The organism is Flavobacterium sp. M31R6 (assembly GCF_013284035.1).
Classification (GTDB): domain Bacteria; phylum Bacteroidota; class Bacteroidia; order Flavobacteriales; family Flavobacteriaceae; genus Flavobacterium.
Map to the genome: position 1 here is coordinate 3,206,427 of NZ_CP054141.1, position 16,445 is coordinate 3,222,871.

Annotated in this window: 14 protein-coding genes; 11 read left to right on the forward strand and 3 right to left on the reverse strand. The window is 35.9% G+C overall.

Going from position 1 to position 16,445, the window contains the following annotated elements; genetic code table 11:
- Positions 1 to 106 precede the first annotated feature (106 nt).
- Positions 107 to 1,147 (forward strand): GMP reductase, encoded by a 1,041-nt coding sequence (locus HQN62_RS13110; protein ID WP_173504696.1) that lies wholly within the window; start codon positions 107 to 109, stop codon positions 1,145 to 1,147.
- 284 nt (positions 1,148 to 1,431) lie between these two features.
- On the forward strand, positions 1,432 to 2,301 hold the full coding sequence (locus HQN62_RS13115) for a DUF808 domain-containing protein (RefSeq protein ID WP_173504697.1): 870 nt from the start codon (positions 1,432 to 1,434) through the stop codon (positions 2,299 to 2,301).
- Between the two features lie 372 nt (positions 2,302 to 2,673).
- On the opposite strand, the gene HQN62_RS13120 is transcribed toward HQN62_RS13115, so the two are convergent.
- Positions 2,674 to 4,434 (reverse strand): ABC transporter ATP-binding protein, encoded by a 1,761-nt coding sequence (locus tag HQN62_RS13120; protein WP_173504698.1) that lies wholly within the window; start codon positions 4,432 to 4,434, stop codon positions 2,674 to 2,676.
- Positions 4,435 to 4,577: 143 nt separating this feature from the next.
- Between HQN62_RS13120 and HQN62_RS13125 the strand changes: the two genes are divergently transcribed.
- Positions 4,578 to 5,423 carry a L,D-transpeptidase gene (locus tag HQN62_RS13125; RefSeq protein ID WP_173504699.1) on the forward strand — a complete coding sequence of 282 codons (846 nt, stop codon included), beginning with the start codon at positions 4,578 to 4,580 and terminating at the stop codon, positions 5,421 to 5,423.
- 129 nt (positions 5,424 to 5,552) lie between these two features.
- On the opposite strand, the gene HQN62_RS13130 is transcribed toward HQN62_RS13125, so the two are convergent.
- Complete coding sequence (locus HQN62_RS13130; protein ID WP_173504700.1) at positions 5,553 to 6,584, reverse strand: LLM class flavin-dependent oxidoreductase; 1,032 nt, start codon at positions 6,582 to 6,584, stop codon at positions 5,553 to 5,555.
- Positions 6,585 to 6,996: 412 nt separating this feature from the next.
- On the opposite strand from HQN62_RS13130, the gene HQN62_RS13135 reads away from it, so the two are divergent.
- From HQN62_RS13135 to HQN62_RS13165, 7 genes are all read left to right on the forward strand, one after another.
- A complete protein-coding gene (locus HQN62_RS13135; protein WP_173504701.1) occupies positions 6,997 to 8,319 on the forward strand; it encodes a serine hydrolase domain-containing protein in 1,323 nt (440 codons plus the stop codon).
- Positions 8,320 to 8,652: 333 nt separating this feature from the next.
- Positions 8,653 to 9,042, forward strand: a complete 390-nt coding sequence (locus HQN62_RS13140; RefSeq protein ID WP_173504702.1) for a VOC family protein — start codon at positions 8,653 to 8,655, stop codon at positions 9,040 to 9,042.
- Positions 9,043 to 9,078: 36 nt separating this feature from the next.
- Positions 9,079 to 9,687 carry a GNAT family N-acetyltransferase gene (locus HQN62_RS13145; protein WP_173504703.1) on the forward strand — a complete coding sequence of 203 codons (609 nt, stop codon included), beginning with the start codon at positions 9,079 to 9,081 and terminating at the stop codon, positions 9,685 to 9,687.
- Positions 9,684 to 10,049, forward strand: a complete 366-nt coding sequence (locus tag HQN62_RS13150; protein WP_173504704.1) for a DUF2200 domain-containing protein — start codon at positions 9,684 to 9,686, stop codon at positions 10,047 to 10,049. Before HQN62_RS13145 ends, HQN62_RS13150 begins: the two co-directional genes overlap by 4 nt.
- A 105-nt stretch (positions 10,050 to 10,154) precedes the next feature.
- Positions 10,155 to 10,808, forward strand: coding sequence for an NADPH-dependent F420 reductase (locus tag HQN62_RS13155; protein WP_173504705.1), 654 nt, complete (start codon positions 10,155 to 10,157; stop codon positions 10,806 to 10,808).
- Between the two features lie 179 nt (positions 10,809 to 10,987).
- Positions 10,988 to 11,875 (forward strand): carbon-nitrogen hydrolase, encoded by an 888-nt coding sequence (locus HQN62_RS13160; RefSeq protein ID WP_173504706.1) that lies wholly within the window; start codon positions 10,988 to 10,990, stop codon positions 11,873 to 11,875.
- Between the two features lie 2 nt (positions 11,876 to 11,877).
- On the forward strand, positions 11,878 to 12,918 hold the full coding sequence (locus tag HQN62_RS13165; protein WP_173504707.1) for an agmatine deiminase family protein: 1,041 nt from the start codon (positions 11,878 to 11,880) through the stop codon (positions 12,916 to 12,918).
- Between the two features lie 101 nt (positions 12,919 to 13,019).
- On the opposite strand, the gene HQN62_RS13170 is transcribed toward HQN62_RS13165, so the two are convergent.
- Positions 13,020 to 15,293: a M1 family metallopeptidase gene (locus HQN62_RS13170; protein ID WP_173504708.1), complete on the reverse strand. Its 2,274-nt coding sequence runs from the start codon at positions 15,291 to 15,293 to the stop codon at positions 13,020 to 13,022.
- 261 nt (positions 15,294 to 15,554) lie between these two features.
- Here HQN62_RS13170 and HQN62_RS13175 point away from each other — a divergent pair, with 261 nt between their 5' ends.
- Positions 15,555 to 16,406: an aldose 1-epimerase family protein gene (locus HQN62_RS13175; protein WP_173504709.1), complete on the forward strand. Its 852-nt coding sequence runs from the start codon at positions 15,555 to 15,557 to the stop codon at positions 16,404 to 16,406.
- Positions 16,407 to 16,445 lie beyond the last annotated feature (39 nt).

Below are 16,445 nucleotides of genomic sequence, written 5' to 3' on the forward strand. Positions count from 1 at the left end.
TCAAAAAGTAATATTTATCAATAAAAACCTTTAAATATTTAACTCATATTTGTATCTGCTTTTTCATTAAATCGATACATTTGTTAGGTAACCATATTTTAAAATCATGAGAATAGAAACCGAACTTAAATTAGGATTTAAAGATGTAATGATCAGACCCAAACGCTCTACTTTAAAGAGTCGATCACAGGTTTCTCTAGAGAGGGAATACAAGTTTTTACATAGTTCCATCGCTTGGTCAGGAGTTCCCATCATGGGAGCCAATATGGATACGGTGGGAACTTTTGAAATGGCATTGGCATTGGCCAAAGAAAACCTTTTCACAGCAATCCATAAGCATTATTCTCTTGAGCAATGGGATGAATTCATGAGAAATGCACCCGAAAATATTCAGGATTATATCGCAGTGAGCTCAGGAACCGGAAAAAATGATTTCAAGAAAATAGGTGAAATATTTGAACAAAGCCCCCAATTAAAATTCATTTGCATTGATGTTGCTAACGGCTATTCCGAACATTTTGTGAGTTTCCTGAAAAAAGCACGCGAAAAATATCCAGACAAAGTAATTATTGCCGGCAATGTAGTTACCGGCGAAATGGTCGAAGAATTATTACTAGCCGGTGCCGATATCGTAAAAGTGGGAATAGGTCCAGGATCGGTTTGCACCACAAGGGTAAAAACAGGTGTGGGTTATCCCCAACTTTCTGCCATTATCGAATGTGCGGATGCGGCTCATGGTTTAGGAGGTCATATTATAAGCGATGGCGGATGTGCCACTCCAGGCGATGTAGCCAAAGCATTTGGTGCCGGTGCAGATTTCGTAATGCTCGGTGGTATGCTTGCAGGACATAACGAAAGCGGTGGCGAAATGGTTGAAATTGCCGGTGAAAAATTTAAAAAATTCTACGGAATGAGTTCGGAGACGGCCATGAACAAACACGTTGGCGGTGTCGCCGAATACAGAGCAAGCGAAGGAAAAACGGTTCAGGTTCCGTTCAAAGGGGATGTCATCGATACCTTAAAAGACATTCTTGGCGGATTAAGAAGCACTTGCACGTACGTAGGCGCTTCCAAATTGAAAGAATTGACCAAAAGAACCACCTTTATTCGAGTGCTGGAACAAGAGAATGTTATTTTCAATAAGTAATCAAATCATCGGTAGAAATGCCGGTGTTTTTTTTAGGAGCAGAACGATAGTTTTTCATAACAGCTTCACTCCCGCTGTCCGCAGTATCTTTCATCTCGTTTGAGGACGAGATAAAAGGATACTTGCTTCCATCGGGGCTAAACGAGAAATTTAGTATTTCAAAACATAGATTTCATAAATAAATTCAACCAAAAAAGCATTAATTTCGCAGAAAGTAAATCAAATGTCTTGATTGAATTTTATATCGAAACCAAAATCAATACACTCCTTAAAAACAAATTATAATGGCATCAGGTTTTTTTGCACTATTAGATGATATCGCAGCACTTATGGATGATGTTGCAGTAATGAGTAAAATTGCAGCCAAAAAGACAGCTGGTATTTTGGGCGATGATTTGGCCGTTAATGCCGAAAAAGCTTCCGGTTTTGTTTCCTCAAGAGAACTTCCTGTATTGTGGGCAATTGCAAAAGGTTCTTTCATCAATAAATTAATTATTTTACCTATTGCCTTTCTGCTAAGTGCTTTTTTTCCTTTGGCAATTATAATAATCTTAGTGCTTGGAGGTCTTTTTCTAGCGTATGAAGGCGCCGAAAAAATATACGAATACCTGTTCCCTCATAAACATTCAACAACAGAAACCAAAATCCAAGAGTTCACCGAAACCGAAATTCTGGCATTTGAGAAAGAAAAAATAAAATCCGCGATAATAACTGATTTTATATTATCGGTAGAGATTGTAATCATTGCGCTGGGAACCGTAATTAAGGAAACTCTAATGTCTCAGATTGTTGTAGTTTCTTTTATTGCAGTATTGGCAACCGTTGGTGTTTACGGAATCGTAGCCATTATTGTAAGAATGGATGAACTGGGTTTCAAACTTATTGGGATGAGTGCCAAAGAAAACAGCCCGTTAAAAATTATCGGTAACATATTGGTACAAGCACTTCCAAAAGTCATTAAAAGTTTAGCCGTAATTGGCACTATAGCCTTGATTTTGGTGGCTGGTGGTATATTTGTACACAATATTGATTTCTTGCATCACATATTGCCTCAATTGCCTTCCTTCTTAAAAGAATTTATCATCGGACTTATAATAGGATTGATTGTTTTAGGAATAGTAAACGTATTCAAAAAGGTGTTTGGGAAAAAATAGTGAAAGTATCTTATGCTAAATTAGATGTTTTCATAAAGTGGTGATGTAATAAAATGATTAAGACAATTTACTTGGACTATAATATTTATACAATCTGCATTAATTATTTTTAATCTGCCAAATCTGCCAAATCTGCGAGCAACTTTTCACGTAGATTTTCGCAGATTTTTTTTAATACCTATTGAGATGAATTTAGTTTGCCTTTTTATTTTTTTTTTAGATGATAACAAAAACGCAGAATGTTGACTCTTAGCCCCGATAGAAGTGGAAATCCTTTTCTTTTTTTCTTTAAAAAAGAAAAGATTGCAACGGAAAGCGGGACGGTATTGCCTAAAAAGCTAAATGTTTCTGCTCCTAAAATTAACAATCGACTTATACTTCCACTATTTTTCTCTCTCCAATTTGTTGCCTCCACATCGCATAATACAAGCCTTTTTCATTCAATAAATCTTGATGCTTTCCTTGTTCTATAATAGCTCCCTGCTCTAATACATAGATTCTGTCAGCGTGCATAATGGTTGACAAACGGTGTGCAATCAATACTGTAATCTGGTCTTGCTTAGAAGAGATGCTACGAATGGTTTGTGTAATCTCTTCTTCTGTGATGGAATCCAAAGCCGAGGTCGCTTCATCAAATAACAATAATCTTGGATTTCTCAATAATGCCCTTGCAATCGATAATCTCTGTTTTTCTCCACCAGATACTTTAATTCCGCCTTCACCGATAGTCGTATCCAATCCCTTTTCAGCACGAGACAATAAATTTTGACAAGCCGATTTTTGTAGAACATCATTTATCTCTTCATCGGTTGCATTGGGTTTCACAAAGAGTAAATTGTCTTTTATCGTGCCCGAAAACAGTTGAGCATCTTGGGTCACAAATCCCAATTGCTGGCGCAACTCGGTTAAGTCAATCTCTTTGGCATTTTTTTCATTGTAAAAAATAGCGCCTTCGTCTGTAGTATATAATCCAACCAACATTTTTACCAAAGTCGTTTTTCCGCTTCCCGAAGGGCCGACAAAAGCAATGGTTTCACCGGCTTTTGCTTCAAAAGAAATATCTTTGACGGCGTAAGAAGTGGCAGTTTGGTGCTTGAACGAAATATTTGAAAATCTCAAATTATTGATAAACCCGATAGTTTTTGGGTGCAACGGTTTTACTTCACTTTTGGCATTCATTAAATCACCAAAATTATCCATCGAGGCTTTTGTTTCGTTATAAGTCGCAATAACATTTCCAAGTTCCTGCAGTGGATTAAACAAAAAGAAAGAGAAAAACATTAACGTAATCAAATCCCCCGGCTTAATGATTCCTTGAAAAATAAACATGTATAATGCAAAAACCAATCCAGTTCTCATAAAATGAACCGTAGTTCCTTGTATAAAACTTAGTGAACGGATAAATCTAACTTTCTTCAGCTCAAGACCCAATATTTTTATCGTGGTACTGTTTAGACGATTCACTTCTTGCTCGGTCAAACCCAAACTTTTTACCAATTCGATATTGCGCAACGATTCGGTGGTAGCACCTGCCAAAGCGGTTGTTTCGCCAAGAATTTCCTTGGACACTTTTTTGATTCTTGTACCCAAAAAGGAACTGATAAAAGCAATAACGGGAACGGTTGCCAAAAAGATAGGCCCCAACAGCCAATGGATATTAATCGCATAGGCCATCACAAAAACAATCCCGATAAGCGTTTGAAAAATTAGCGAAATGGATAAAGTGATGAACTTTTCACAATCTATTTTTACTTTCTGAAGTTTTCCGAGTGTTTCACCGCTTCGCTGATCTTCAAAATCCTGAAATGGTAATTCAAGCGCTTTTTGAATACCGTCGGTATACATTTTTGCACCTGTTCTCTGAATGATGATATTGGTGAAATAATCCTGAAAATTTTTGGCAATTCTTGACATCATCGCGGCTCCTAAAGACAGTGCCAGCCAACCCAGAACGGCTTTGGTGAAGAGTGCAAAATTGTGATGGAACCCAGCAACGCCAACACCACATTGATTCAATAATTTACCAATAATAATGGAGTCACATAGGGAAAAACATTGGTTGATAGCCGCTAAAAATAAAGCTAAAAATAACAGGGACTTGTGTTCTTTGATGTAGGTATATAATATTTTCATGTACTTTTCTAAAATTAAAATACAAAACTACAACTATTGGCTTCAAAAAATTAAAATTAACCTAATAATAACACAACAAATTCCCGTTATTATATAACAATTTCCCTTGTTTAAATTTTCATTTTTACAAAAAGAAATTAGTTATGCAAAAGTCAGTCCTCATATTATTGCTACTTGTCATTTTCTGTTCGTGTAAACAACAGAATCAGGATCATGTGGTATCCAAAAAAACAATAATTCGAAAACATCCCAAAAGTATTTCGTTTCATTTCGAAAATACCAAACAATGGCTCGAAAAGACCAAAGATAGTGCACAATTTCGAATCGTTTTTGCGATAAACCGAACCGATAAATCCAATATAACCAAAATGGATTCCATTATCATCCCAGGGGATTTGACGGGCGATATTGAGTTTTATCTTCCATTTCCGCTAGAGGTTCCTTATTTGAAAGACATCAATAAAATTATCTTCTTTTCGTATCCTACGCAAACTTTTGCCGCTTACGAAAACGGCGACCTGATCTATACCGGCCCTACCAATATGGGACGAAAAAAAGATCCCACACCTACCGGCCTTTTTTACACCAACTGGAAAGCCGAAAAAACAACAAGCACTTTCAATGATGAGTGGGATCTACGTTGGAACTTTAATATTGCCAACAAATTAGGAGTTGGTTGGCATAAATATGAATTGCCCGGCTATCCTGCCTCACATTCCTGTTTACGACTACAGGAAAAAGACGCCAAATACCTTTACACTTGGGCAGACCAATGGATATTGAAGGATGATGAAAATGTGCTTGTAAAAGGAACTCCAGTGATTGTTTTTGGCAAATACGATTTTGATGCGCCAAAACCCTGGTTACAATTGACTCAAAATCCTAAAGCATTGAACATTTCAGTTGTCGAAATAGAAAACGAGGTAAAACCGCGCTTAAACGCAATTTTATCGGAACAGAAGAAAAGAGAAAATCAGCCTAGTAAATAATTGTATTTCAAATTTATAGACACGAATTACACAAATTTACACGAATCTATGCGGTTATTATAGTTTGTGTAATAATTTCACGAACGAATTCGTGTAAATTCGTGCAATTCGTGTTTATTTTTTTGACTTTTATCCTAAAAAATGCACATTCTCATTAATACCATCAATAACCTCCTTGGCTATCATCAGACTCTTCAATTTATCCTGATGATCAAAAATCGGACTCGTAATCATCAATTCATCCACACGGGAATAGTTGATAAATTCTTTCAGTTCTTTAGTCAACGTTTCCCTGCCGCCTATAAATGAACCCGCCGTCATTTGGTTAACATGAAAACGAGCTTCTTCGCTCATATTATTCATGAGATCAGACAGGGAAGCCACTGGAGGCTGCAACGGTTTTCTAGTATTTTGAACCAAATTCTGAAACATTTGATACAAACTCGTCGATAAAACTTCGGCTTCATTATCCGTATCGGCGGCAATTACATTCACGCAGGCCATTGTTTTTGGCATGTCCAAATAGACCGAAGACTTAAAATTTTCTCTATAAAACTCAAAAGCCTGAATCATTTGTCTTGGCGCAAAATGTCCTGCAAAAGCATACGGCAATCCATAAGCCGCCGCCAACGAAGCGCTGTCCATACTCGAACCCAAAATCCAAATGGGAACATTTGTCCCTTCAGCCGGAAAAGCACGAACTTTGGCCTCCGCATTCGCTTCCGAAAAATAGTCCTGCAACGCTTTTACATTCTGCGGAAACCGTTGCGATTCGGCAATAAAATCAGGTCGAATGGCTTGTGCCGTCAGCGAATCGGTTCCGGGAGCCCTTCCCAAACCAAGGTCAATTCGCTCAGGATACAAAATTCCCAAAGTCCCAAACTGCTCGGCAATAATCAATGGCGAATGATTGGGCAACATAATTCCACCCGATCCTACCCGAATATTCTGCGTCTGGCTCGCAATAAAACCAATCAGAACAACCGTTGCCGTACTCGCAACATGAGCCATATTATGGTGTTCGGCCAACCAAAACCGTTTATAGCCCAAACCATCGGCAAGTTGCGCCAATTCTTTGGTCTTTTGCATCGTTTCGCTGGCATCGCTGTCCTGCGTAATTATCGCTAACTCTAATAAGGAAATTGGAATTGAGGTTTTCATATTCATCATAAGTTTGCACAAATTTAATCATTACCGCTTAGGGTATTTATGTTGAGATGTTAATTCAATTATAATATTTAAACCGAGTTTCTTTACAATTATTTAGGAGCAGAAGTATTTGTCATTCTATCAACTTCACTCCCGCTGTCCACAATATCTTTTGGGCTGAACCCCAGCCCAAAAGGATATTTGCTTCCATCGGGGCTAGGCGAGAAGTTTAGTTTTTCAGTTGAAGTGATGTTGAGATGTGATTAGTAAGATTATGTTTCTTAAATTAAATACATATATTTACTACAATAATAATTCAAAAACCAACTAACTTAGATACGATGGGCTGCATTGATCGCACAAATAAATAAGATGGAGGCTATTTTGACAAAGTAAGTAAATAACAAAAATGACAACAAAAAACATGAAAAATTTCCTTTTTACACTATTGGCGACTGGACTTTTATTCCAAACTGGATTCGCTCAAAACCTTGACAAAACCAAATTGGAACAATATTTCAATGTGCTTGAAACGAATAACAAGTTTATGGGAAGTGTGGCAATTTCTCAAAATGGAAAAATCATTTATACAAAGCAAATTGGATTTTCCGATATCGAAAATAAAGTAAAACCTAATGAAAATACTAAATACAGAATTGGTTCTATTTCAAAAACCTTTACTACTGTTTTAGTTTTTAAAGCGATCGAAGCTAATAAACTAAAATTGACAGACAAGCTAAATCAATATATCCCCGAAGTTCCAAATGCCAATGAAATAACCATAAGCAATTTGCTCAACCATCGAAGCGGAATCCACAATTTTACGGATGATGTAGAGTATTCAAAATGGGATACAAAAAAGACATCTGAAAAGGAATTACTAGCCACTATCATAAAGGGCGGCAGCGATTTTAAACCTGATTCCAAAGCTTCATATAGTAATTCCAATTTTGTGCTTTTAACATGGATACTGCAAAAGATTTATAAAAAGGATTACGCCCTTTTATTGAATGAACAAATTATCCAGCCATTGCATCTAAAGAATACCTATTTTGGAAAACCTGCTAGTATAAAAGACAATGAAAGTTTTTCCTATTCACTCCAAAACGGCAATTGGGCAAAACATTCCGAAACCGATATGTCAATCCCCTTGGGAGCTGGTGCAATCGTTTCCACGCCAAGCGACTTAACTCTATTTTCAGACGCATTATTTAATGGTAAATTAGTTTCAAGCCAAAATCTTGAACTAATGAAAACATTAAAAGACGACTTCGGAATGGGGTTATTTCAAGTCCCCTTTAATGAAAAAAAAGGCTATGGACATACTGGAGGAATAGATAATTTTACTTCAGCTTTTGCTCATTTTGACGACCAAAATGTAACAATTGCACTTACAAGTAATGGCTCGGTTTTCAATAATAACAATATCTCAATTGCTTTAGCAAGTGCAGTATATAATCAGCCATATGAATTGCCATCATTTAAAACGATATCGGTTACAACTGAGGAATTAGACAAATACTTAGGAGTTTATTCAAGCAAAGACATCCCTATAAAAATTACATTCACTAAAAACAATACCACCTTGATAGCACAAGCTACAGGCCAATCTACCAGTGAACTCGTAGCAACTGATAAAAACAAGTTTTCATTCGAACTGGCAGGAGTTATTATGGAATTTAATCCCACAGAAAAAACAATGACTTTAAAACAAGGAGGGCAACAATTCCTATTCACAAAAGAATAAAACAGCGGCTAAGATTTGTGTTTGTGTTACCCTCGCTCGGCCAAATCTCCCGACTTCGTCACACACCCTTAGCAAGCATATATAAAAGTAATCAAAGTCTTTGCGAGGCACGAAGTAATCACACTATCAAAGTAAATCTTGCAAATTACTAAATAAAATATAGCAAGAGAGATTGCTTCGTGCCTCTCAAAGACCTTAAAAAAGAACTCATCAGAATCCTATCGTTCTGCTCGCGAACACTAATCCATTACCGCTGAAAAAAACGCAACTTTTGATTCTTAGAATAGAGTTTTTCATATCTTTAACTAGATCTTGTTTAAAACAACAAAAGTCATGGAACCAAAATTTATATGGGCAAACTTAGCCTCAAGTGATCTTGAAAAAACAACCCAATTTTATACAGCATTAGGTTTTGAGTCAAATGGAAAAATGGATGAAGGAACTAGTTTTTTCTTTGGACAAAACAAATTTGTTATCAATTTCTTCATTGAACAAAGATTAAAGAAAGATGTAAACGGCAATGTTGGTATTCCTAAAGAGAACGAAGTCATATTTTCCCTTTCTGCCAGCAGTAAAGAAGAAGTAAATAATTGGGTTGAAAAAGTAAAATCGGCGGGTGGAACAATCTTCGCAGCACCACAAGATTATGAAAAAGGTTATACTTTTGGCTTTGCCGATCCAGATGGTCACAAATTCAATATTTTGTATTGGCCAGGAATGTAATCCTTTCCGCTAACCATAAGCTTAAAAAATAGAAGTATGAACAATAATTGGATTTATCATCCTGTGCTATTAAAAGGAGATGAAATAGAACTGCTACCTTTAGAAGGGGAACATTTAGAAGATTTATTTCTTGCAGCAGCCAATAAAGAAATATGGGAACTAACCTCCGTAAACTATTCAGTTGAAGAAATATTTTATCCCAATTTCAACAATGCAATGAATGATAGAGAAAAAGGAACAGCCTATCCTTTCGTAATCGTTCACAAAAACTCCAATAAAATCATAGGAACTACAAGATTTATTGAAATATGCCCTAATGACAAAAAATTAGAAATAGGCGTTACTTGGATAATGAAAGAATATTGGGGAACAACCGTAAACCTGGAATGCAAATTATTATTACTCAACTATTGTTTCGAAACTTTAAAAGCCAACAGAGTTCAATTCAGGGCAAAAGACAATAATTTACGTTCTAGAAAAGCAATTGAAAAAATTGGCGGACAATTTGAAGGGATTTTGAGAAAAGACAAAATAGAACCGAATGGAATCCCAAGAAACACTGCTTTTTACAGCATTCTGGATGATGATTGGAAAAATGTAAAAGAAAGTATTAAAAACCAAATTGAGATAAAAACCAAGCTATGAACGATACCAGCCATCATGATGAGCGAATCGCCAAAATGACATTCGCTACTGTATATCCACATTATCTCGCAAAGGTGGAGAAAAAAGGCAGAACAAAAGAAGAATTGCATCAAGTAATCGAGTGGCTAACTGGCTATGATGAAAAGAAACTACAGGAACTCATTGCAGAAAAAGTCACTTTTGAAACCTTCTTCCAGAATGCTTCCATAAACCCCAATGCTCGCCTCATTACTGGTGCAATTTGTGGCTATAGAGTTGAAGAAATCGAAAACAAGTTGACGCAACAGGTGAGATATTTGGACAAATTGGTAGATGAATTGACAAAAGGACGCAAGATGGAGAAGATTTTACGACTTGCATAGGACGGCTTGCAAACAATAGAATACCTCTTAATAAATTTAGCATTTCCCTTGCCCATTTGCTTTATTTTTTTAACTTTATAATTCCATAATTTATAAGAAAATATAATGAAAATAGCAGTTTTAGGTACTGGAGGCGTTGGCACGACCATAGCCTCCAAATTGATCGAATTGGGTCATCAGGTAATGATAGGTTCCCGAAGCAAAACCAACGAAAAAGCAATTGAATTTGTAAATAAATTTGACAAAAATGCCAGTAATGGCACTTTTGAAGAAGCGGCAACTTTTGGAGAAATCGTCTTCAATTGTGTCAAAGGACAATTTGCAATTGAGGCTTTAAAGCAAACTGGCAACGGAATCGTCAATAAAATTCTCATTGACATTTCTAACCCTATCGATACTAGCAAAGGAATGACATTTAGTTTAATTCCGGAACTTTGCAACACCAATTCATTGGGAGAAGAGATCCAAAAAGTCTTTCCAACTACTAAAGTGGTAAAAACCCTAAACACCATGTGGAGCACTCTGATGATGATTCCATCCATGCTGAAAGATGGAGACCATACCAATTTTATATGCGGCAATGATGAGGAAGCCAAAAACATAGTGAAAAATTTACTAAAAGAAATCGGTTGGAAAGAAGAAGCCATTGTGGATTTGGGTGATATTACTGGCTCTAGAGGTACTGAAGCAATGCTCCAATTGTGGTGGAAAATTTGGGGAGTCACAATGGGAACTTTCAGCATTAAAGTTGTCAATTAATAAAACAACACTTTAAAAAATACAATTTAAAATGCCTCCAAAAAGCTAAGATCTTTTTGGAGGCATTTTTCTTTAGCCTAAACACAAAAAGATAGTCGATTTAACTTTTTAAAAAATCCAAAAGTCAGTACCGCTACTCTTTTAAAAAATAACTATTTTTGCAATCTAATTTTTTTACCATGTCAAAGAAGAAATACAAAATAGCGGTGATTCAATTGAATCTAAACGATGTTGCCGAAAACAATCTTAAAAAATGTTTGAGTTGGGTACGTGATGCCGCCAATCAAGGAGCTGAGGTGATTTCGTTGCCTGAGTTATACAGCAGTCATTATTTTTGTCAAAGTGAAGATGTAGACAATTTTGCTTTGGCAGAACCATTGTACAGCACTTCATTTATAGCTTTTAGTGCTTTGGCAAAAGAATTGGGAGTGGTAATCATTGTTCCTTTCTTCGAAAAAAGAATGGCAGGAATCTATCATAACAGCGCCTATATCATTAATACTGATGGAACGGAAGCAGGATTGTACCGCAAAATGCACATTCCGGACGATCCTCATTTCTATGAAAAATTCTATTTTACACCAGGTGATTTAGGTTTCAAAGCTTTCCCTACCGAAAAAGGAAAAATAGGAACTTTAATTTGTTGGGATCAATGGTACCCGGAAGCGGCTCGTTTAACAGCACTGCAAGGTGCTGATGTGTTGTTTTACCCAACAGCAATTGGTTGGCACCCACTTGAAAAAGAACAATACGGTGAAAACCAACATGGCGCTTGGATGAACGTGATGAAAGGTCATGCCGTTGCCAATGGTGTGTATGTAGCAGCCGCCAACAGAATTGGTTTGGAACAATATATTGAAGGAACAGCTGGAATCCAATTTTGGGGATCATCTTTTATTGCGGGACCACAAGGTGAAATTTTGGCGCAGGCCTCACATGATAAAGAAGAAATACTGATTGCCGAAGTGGACTTGGATCTACAGGAAAATGTACGTCAGAACTGGCCTTTCTTTAGAGACAGAAGAATTGATGCCTTCGGAGATATTACCAAAAGAGCAATCGACTAATCATGAGTGCAAACAGTAGAAGATTTCCAGCGGAATGGGAAAAGCAACAAGGGATTTTATTGTGTTTTCCTCATAACGGAAAAGATTGGCCGGGAAAATACGAAGCCGTTCAATGGGCTTTTGTTGAATTCATCAAGAAAGTTGCTACTTACGAGCAAGTTTTTTTGGTCGTTGCCGATGAAAATCAAAAAAACAAAGTAGCCGAAATGCTAGAAACAGCTCATGTAAAAACGAGCAATGTCTCTTTCATTATACATAAAACCAATCGCAGCTGGATGCGTGACTCTGGACCGATCATTGTAAAAAATGGTACAGAAAGAGAAGCTTTAAATTTCAATTTTAATGGTTGGGCAAAATACAAAAACATCAATTTAGACAAACATGTTCCTGCCAAAGTAGGCGAGTTTCTAAATATTCCCGTAACACAAGTAATGTACAAAGGGAAACCAGTAATTGTTGAAGGCGGTGCTATTGACGTAAACGGAAAAGGAACATTGCTAACTTCTGAAGAATGTTTAATGCATCCCGATATTCAGGTTCGAAATCAAGGATTTACCAAAGAAGATTACGAAGCCGTTTTTAAAGAATATTTGGGAGTTACCAACGTAATTTGGTTGGGCGATGGAATTGAAGGCGATGATACGCATGGACATATCGATGATTTATGTCGATTTGTAAACGAAGATACTATTGTAACAATAGTAGAATTGGATCCAAATGACAACAATTACAAACCATTGCAAGATAATCTGAAAAGACTTCAAAATGCTAAACTAGAAAATGGAAAAGCTCCAATTGTAGTAGCATTACCAATGCCAAAAAGAATTGATTTTGAAGATTTGCGTTTACCTGCAAGTTATGCTAATTTCTTGATTTTGAACAATTGTGTTTTGGTTCCAACTTTTAATGATGTAAATGATAGAGCTGCCTTAAATATTTTAGCCGAATGTTTCCCTGATCGAGAAATCATCGGAATCAGTGCAATTGATTTTATTTGGGGATTTGGAACGTTGCATTGCTTGAGTCAACAAATTCCAGAATAAAATTATCATAACAAAAGAAAGCTAAACTCATTTGATTTTCAATAAAAAAAGACTTGTAGATTATTTTCTACAAGTCTTTTTTTTTATTGAAACAAAAGCTTTTAGTCTCTTGTAAATGGTATCTTTTGATTTGAACTAATAATCATATCAAATCCGCTTTTAGCTTCGTTAAACTCAAATGTAACTCCTGCTTCTTTGGATTCAAATTTATCTTTACCACTTGGTTCTAGTGAAAATTTTGGATAATCGGTAATTTCAGCAAAAAGCACACTGTTTTTCTCAGTAAATTCAATTTTATATTTTGAAACCTTAGAAGAAAATTTACCAAGATATCCGTCTAAAATAATATCTTTTTCAACTGCTCCACTACCCGATTTCCAAGTGTTATTACTTTCATTCACATCAGGAAATGCATGATCTGGATCGATAACGACACTCTCGATTTCCTCAGTAGTATTAACCTTGAAAGACCAATCTATATTACGTTGCCAAATTTCTACAGGCAATTTAACACGGGTTACTTTTCCGCTTTTGGTTTTTACGTCCAAAACAACAGGCATAGCCATTTTTTCAAAGTTTTCAATAGTGATTACAGCTCCTTTACTTGGATCATTTTTTACATATTTAACAGAATTTACTCCTTGATCCAAACGCCAGTTATTCACAAACCAACCTCTCCAAAACCAGCTTAGGTCTTCACCCGCCACATTCTCCATTGTTCTGAAAAAATCATCTGGAGATGGATGCTTGAATGCCCAACGTTCTGTGTAAGTTCTAAAAGCCAAATCAAAACGTTCTGGCCCCAATATTTGTTCTCTTAAAGTAATCAATCCAGAACTTGGTTTGAAATAACACAATAGACCAATATTTCTTTCCTTCATATTATCCGGAGAACTCATTATTGGTTCATTCTTTGGGTCGGTAAAGTATTCCGCATTTTTATGAAAATCAGTTGGCTTAGCTTTATATTCACCATTATTAAAATCAACTGAACTAATTGAATTAATAAAAGTATTGAATCCTTCGTCCATCCAACCAAATAAGCGCTCATTAGAACCCACAATCATTGGGAACCAACCATGACCAAATTCGTGATCAGTAACTCCCCATAAATCTTCTCCTTTAGATTCCCATCCACAAAATACAATCCCTGGATATTCCATTCCGCCTTCATTTCCGGCTACGTTTGTTGCAACAGGGTAAGGATATTCAAACCATCTTTTGGAATAATTCTCAATCGAGGTTTTAGTATATTCTGTAGCACGTCCCCAAGCTTCGTTTCCAGCACTTTCAACTGGATAAGCAGATAATGCAAGTGATTTTGCACCGCTAGGTAAATTAATTCTTGCTCCATCCAATATAAATGCAGGTGAAGATGCCCAAGAAAGATCACGAGCGTTTTTGATTTTAAAATGCCATGTTTTTTCAGATGTAGTTCCTGCTTTTGATGCATTAGCTGCCACTTCTTCGGCAGTACGAATCATTACTGTTTTTTCGCTTTGTTTGGCTTGGGCAATTCTTTTTTGCTCTTCAGCAGAATAAACCGCAGTTGAATTCAACAACTCACCTGAACAAACTACAATGTGGTTTGAAGGTACAGTAATATTCACATCAAAATCACCATATTCTAAATAAAACTCAGAAGCTCCTAAATACGGATTGGTATTCCAGCCTCTCAAATCATCATACACACACATACGAGGATACCATTGTGCTATAGTAAAGATTTTACCGTTTTTTGTGTCCAAAACTCCCATTCTATCCGAACCTTCTTTTGGTGAAATGAATGAAAAATCAATTTTTATTTTCACAACTCCGCCTCTCGCTTTCAAATCATCTGGAAGAAAAACTTGCATTCTAGTGTCGGTGATTATATATTTTGCTTCTTTCTCAACCGATTTTCCTTTGGAAGTAGTGACAATTTTTACCGATTTAATTTTATGACCTCCGTCAAAAATTTCGCCTCTGGCCCCATTACGGCTTCCATTTAATGGTATAAGTGCATTACCTCTAGAATCAGATTTGAATAAGTTTTGGTCCAAATTCATCCATACAAAGGACATTTTATCATAACTGTTGTTTGTATAGGTAACTATATCTGTTCCAACAATTTCATTCGTTTTTTCATTTAGCTTGGCAGTTAATTTATAGTCTGCTCTGTTTTGCCAATATTCATGACCCGGTTCTCCGCTAGCTGACCTTGTAGATGTACCGTTATTTAAATAAAAAAATGGTCCAAAGGCATCATGATAATCATACTTTGAAACTGGATTGGCAGTAGATGTGCTAGTTACAGGAGCATCTTGACTCCATGAGGTACTAAACACGATTAATAAAGTCAGTTGAAACAGGGCTCTAATACAATTATTTCTCATAAGGTAATTTTTATTGATTTCTATTGGGGTATTACATAATTAGTATCTCTGCAATTGATATTTAAAACCACTTTCTTTATGCTTATTTCATAAAATTTGTGTTTCTAAAGCAAATTAATGGAAAAAAAATCAGATTTCCGCTTAAAATTAAGAATTTGATTGATTTTATGTTCCAAATATAATCTCTGTTTTCTTTCTTAAAACAAGAATTATAAAATATCTTTACAACACTAATTTTAACAACAAAAAACAACTCTTATTGTGACCACAACTATATCCAACTCCTATTTAACTGCTCAAATAAAACATACTGGAGCCGAATTATGTTCCTTAAAAGACAATTCCAACAAAGAATACATTTGGAGTGGAAACCCAGAATTTTGGGGAAAACATTCTCCTGTTTTATTCCCAATTGTAGGTACTCTAAAAGATAATACTTACCAACATGACAATGTTCAATATCACTTATCCCGTCACGGTTTTGCCCGTGAAATGGAATTTGAATTGATTGACAAACAAGAAACCAGTGCCACTTTCTCATTAGTTTCATCTCCAGAAACCAAGGAGAAATATCCATTCGATTTTGATTTACACTTAATTTATACTTTGGAAAACAAATCCTTAAAAATAGAGTACAAAGTATTCAATAATGGTGAAACAAAAATGCCGTTTTCTATTGGAGCTCATCCAGCATTTGATTTGCCTGGAAATTTTGAAAATTACAGTTTGGTTTTCGAGAAAAACGAAACCTTAAACTATTATTTATTGAAAGATGGCTTGATTTCGGATACTACCGATGAATTGCATTTGGATGAAAATGAATTGCATTTGAATTACGAATTGTTTGCTAACGATGCTTTGGTTTTCAAAAAAATAGCCTCCAAATCGATAACTATTTTGGAAAAATCCAAACCGTTTTTGAAAGTAAGCTATTCTGATTTTCCGGATTTAGGAATCTGGACTCCATCGAATGCGCCTTTTATATGTATAGAACCTTGGTTTGGCTATTCTGACACCATTGATAAATCAGGCAATCTTTTCGAAAAAGAAGGCATCCAAATATTGGAACCAAACGGTATTTTTCATTCTCTTTTCAGCATCATAATTATATAAGAAATTTATAAAACTATAATACTTAAATAAAATCAAACA

Coding starts and splice junctions, on each gene's coding strand:
- HQN62_RS13115 (WP_173504697.1), top strand. CDS start 1,432: ATGGCATCAGGTTTTTTTGCACTATTAGATGATATCGCAGCACTTATG.
- HQN62_RS13160 (WP_173504706.1), top strand. CDS start 10,988: ATGTCAAAGAAGAAATACAAAATAGCGGTGATTCAATTGAATCTAAAC.
- HQN62_RS13150 (WP_173504704.1), top strand. CDS start 9,684: ATGAACGATACCAGCCATCATGATGAGCGAATCGCCAAAATGACATTC.
- HQN62_RS13140 (WP_173504702.1), top strand. CDS start 8,653: ATGGAACCAAAATTTATATGGGCAAACTTAGCCTCAAGTGATCTTGAA.
- HQN62_RS13130 (WP_173504700.1), bottom strand. CDS start 6,584: ATGAAAACCTCAATTCCAATTTCCTTATTAGAGTTAGCGATAATTACG.
- HQN62_RS13145 (WP_173504703.1), top strand. CDS start 9,079: ATGAACAATAATTGGATTTATCATCCTGTGCTATTAAAAGGAGATGAA.
- HQN62_RS13170 (WP_173504708.1), bottom strand. CDS start 15,293: ATGAGAAATAATTGTATTAGAGCCCTGTTTCAACTGACTTTATTAATC.
- HQN62_RS13120 (WP_173504698.1), bottom strand. CDS start 4,434: ATGAAAATATTATATACCTACATCAAAGAACACAAGTCCCTGTTATTT.
- HQN62_RS13155 (WP_173504705.1), top strand. CDS start 10,155: ATGAAAATAGCAGTTTTAGGTACTGGAGGCGTTGGCACGACCATAGCC.
- HQN62_RS13165 (WP_173504707.1), top strand. CDS start 11,878: ATGAGTGCAAACAGTAGAAGATTTCCAGCGGAATGGGAAAAGCAACAA.
- HQN62_RS13125 (WP_173504699.1), top strand. CDS start 4,578: ATGCAAAAGTCAGTCCTCATATTATTGCTACTTGTCATTTTCTGTTCG.
- HQN62_RS13110 (WP_173504696.1), top strand. CDS start 107: ATGAGAATAGAAACCGAACTTAAATTAGGATTTAAAGATGTAATGATC.
- HQN62_RS13135 (WP_173504701.1), top strand. CDS start 6,997: ATGAAAAATTTCCTTTTTACACTATTGGCGACTGGACTTTTATTCCAA.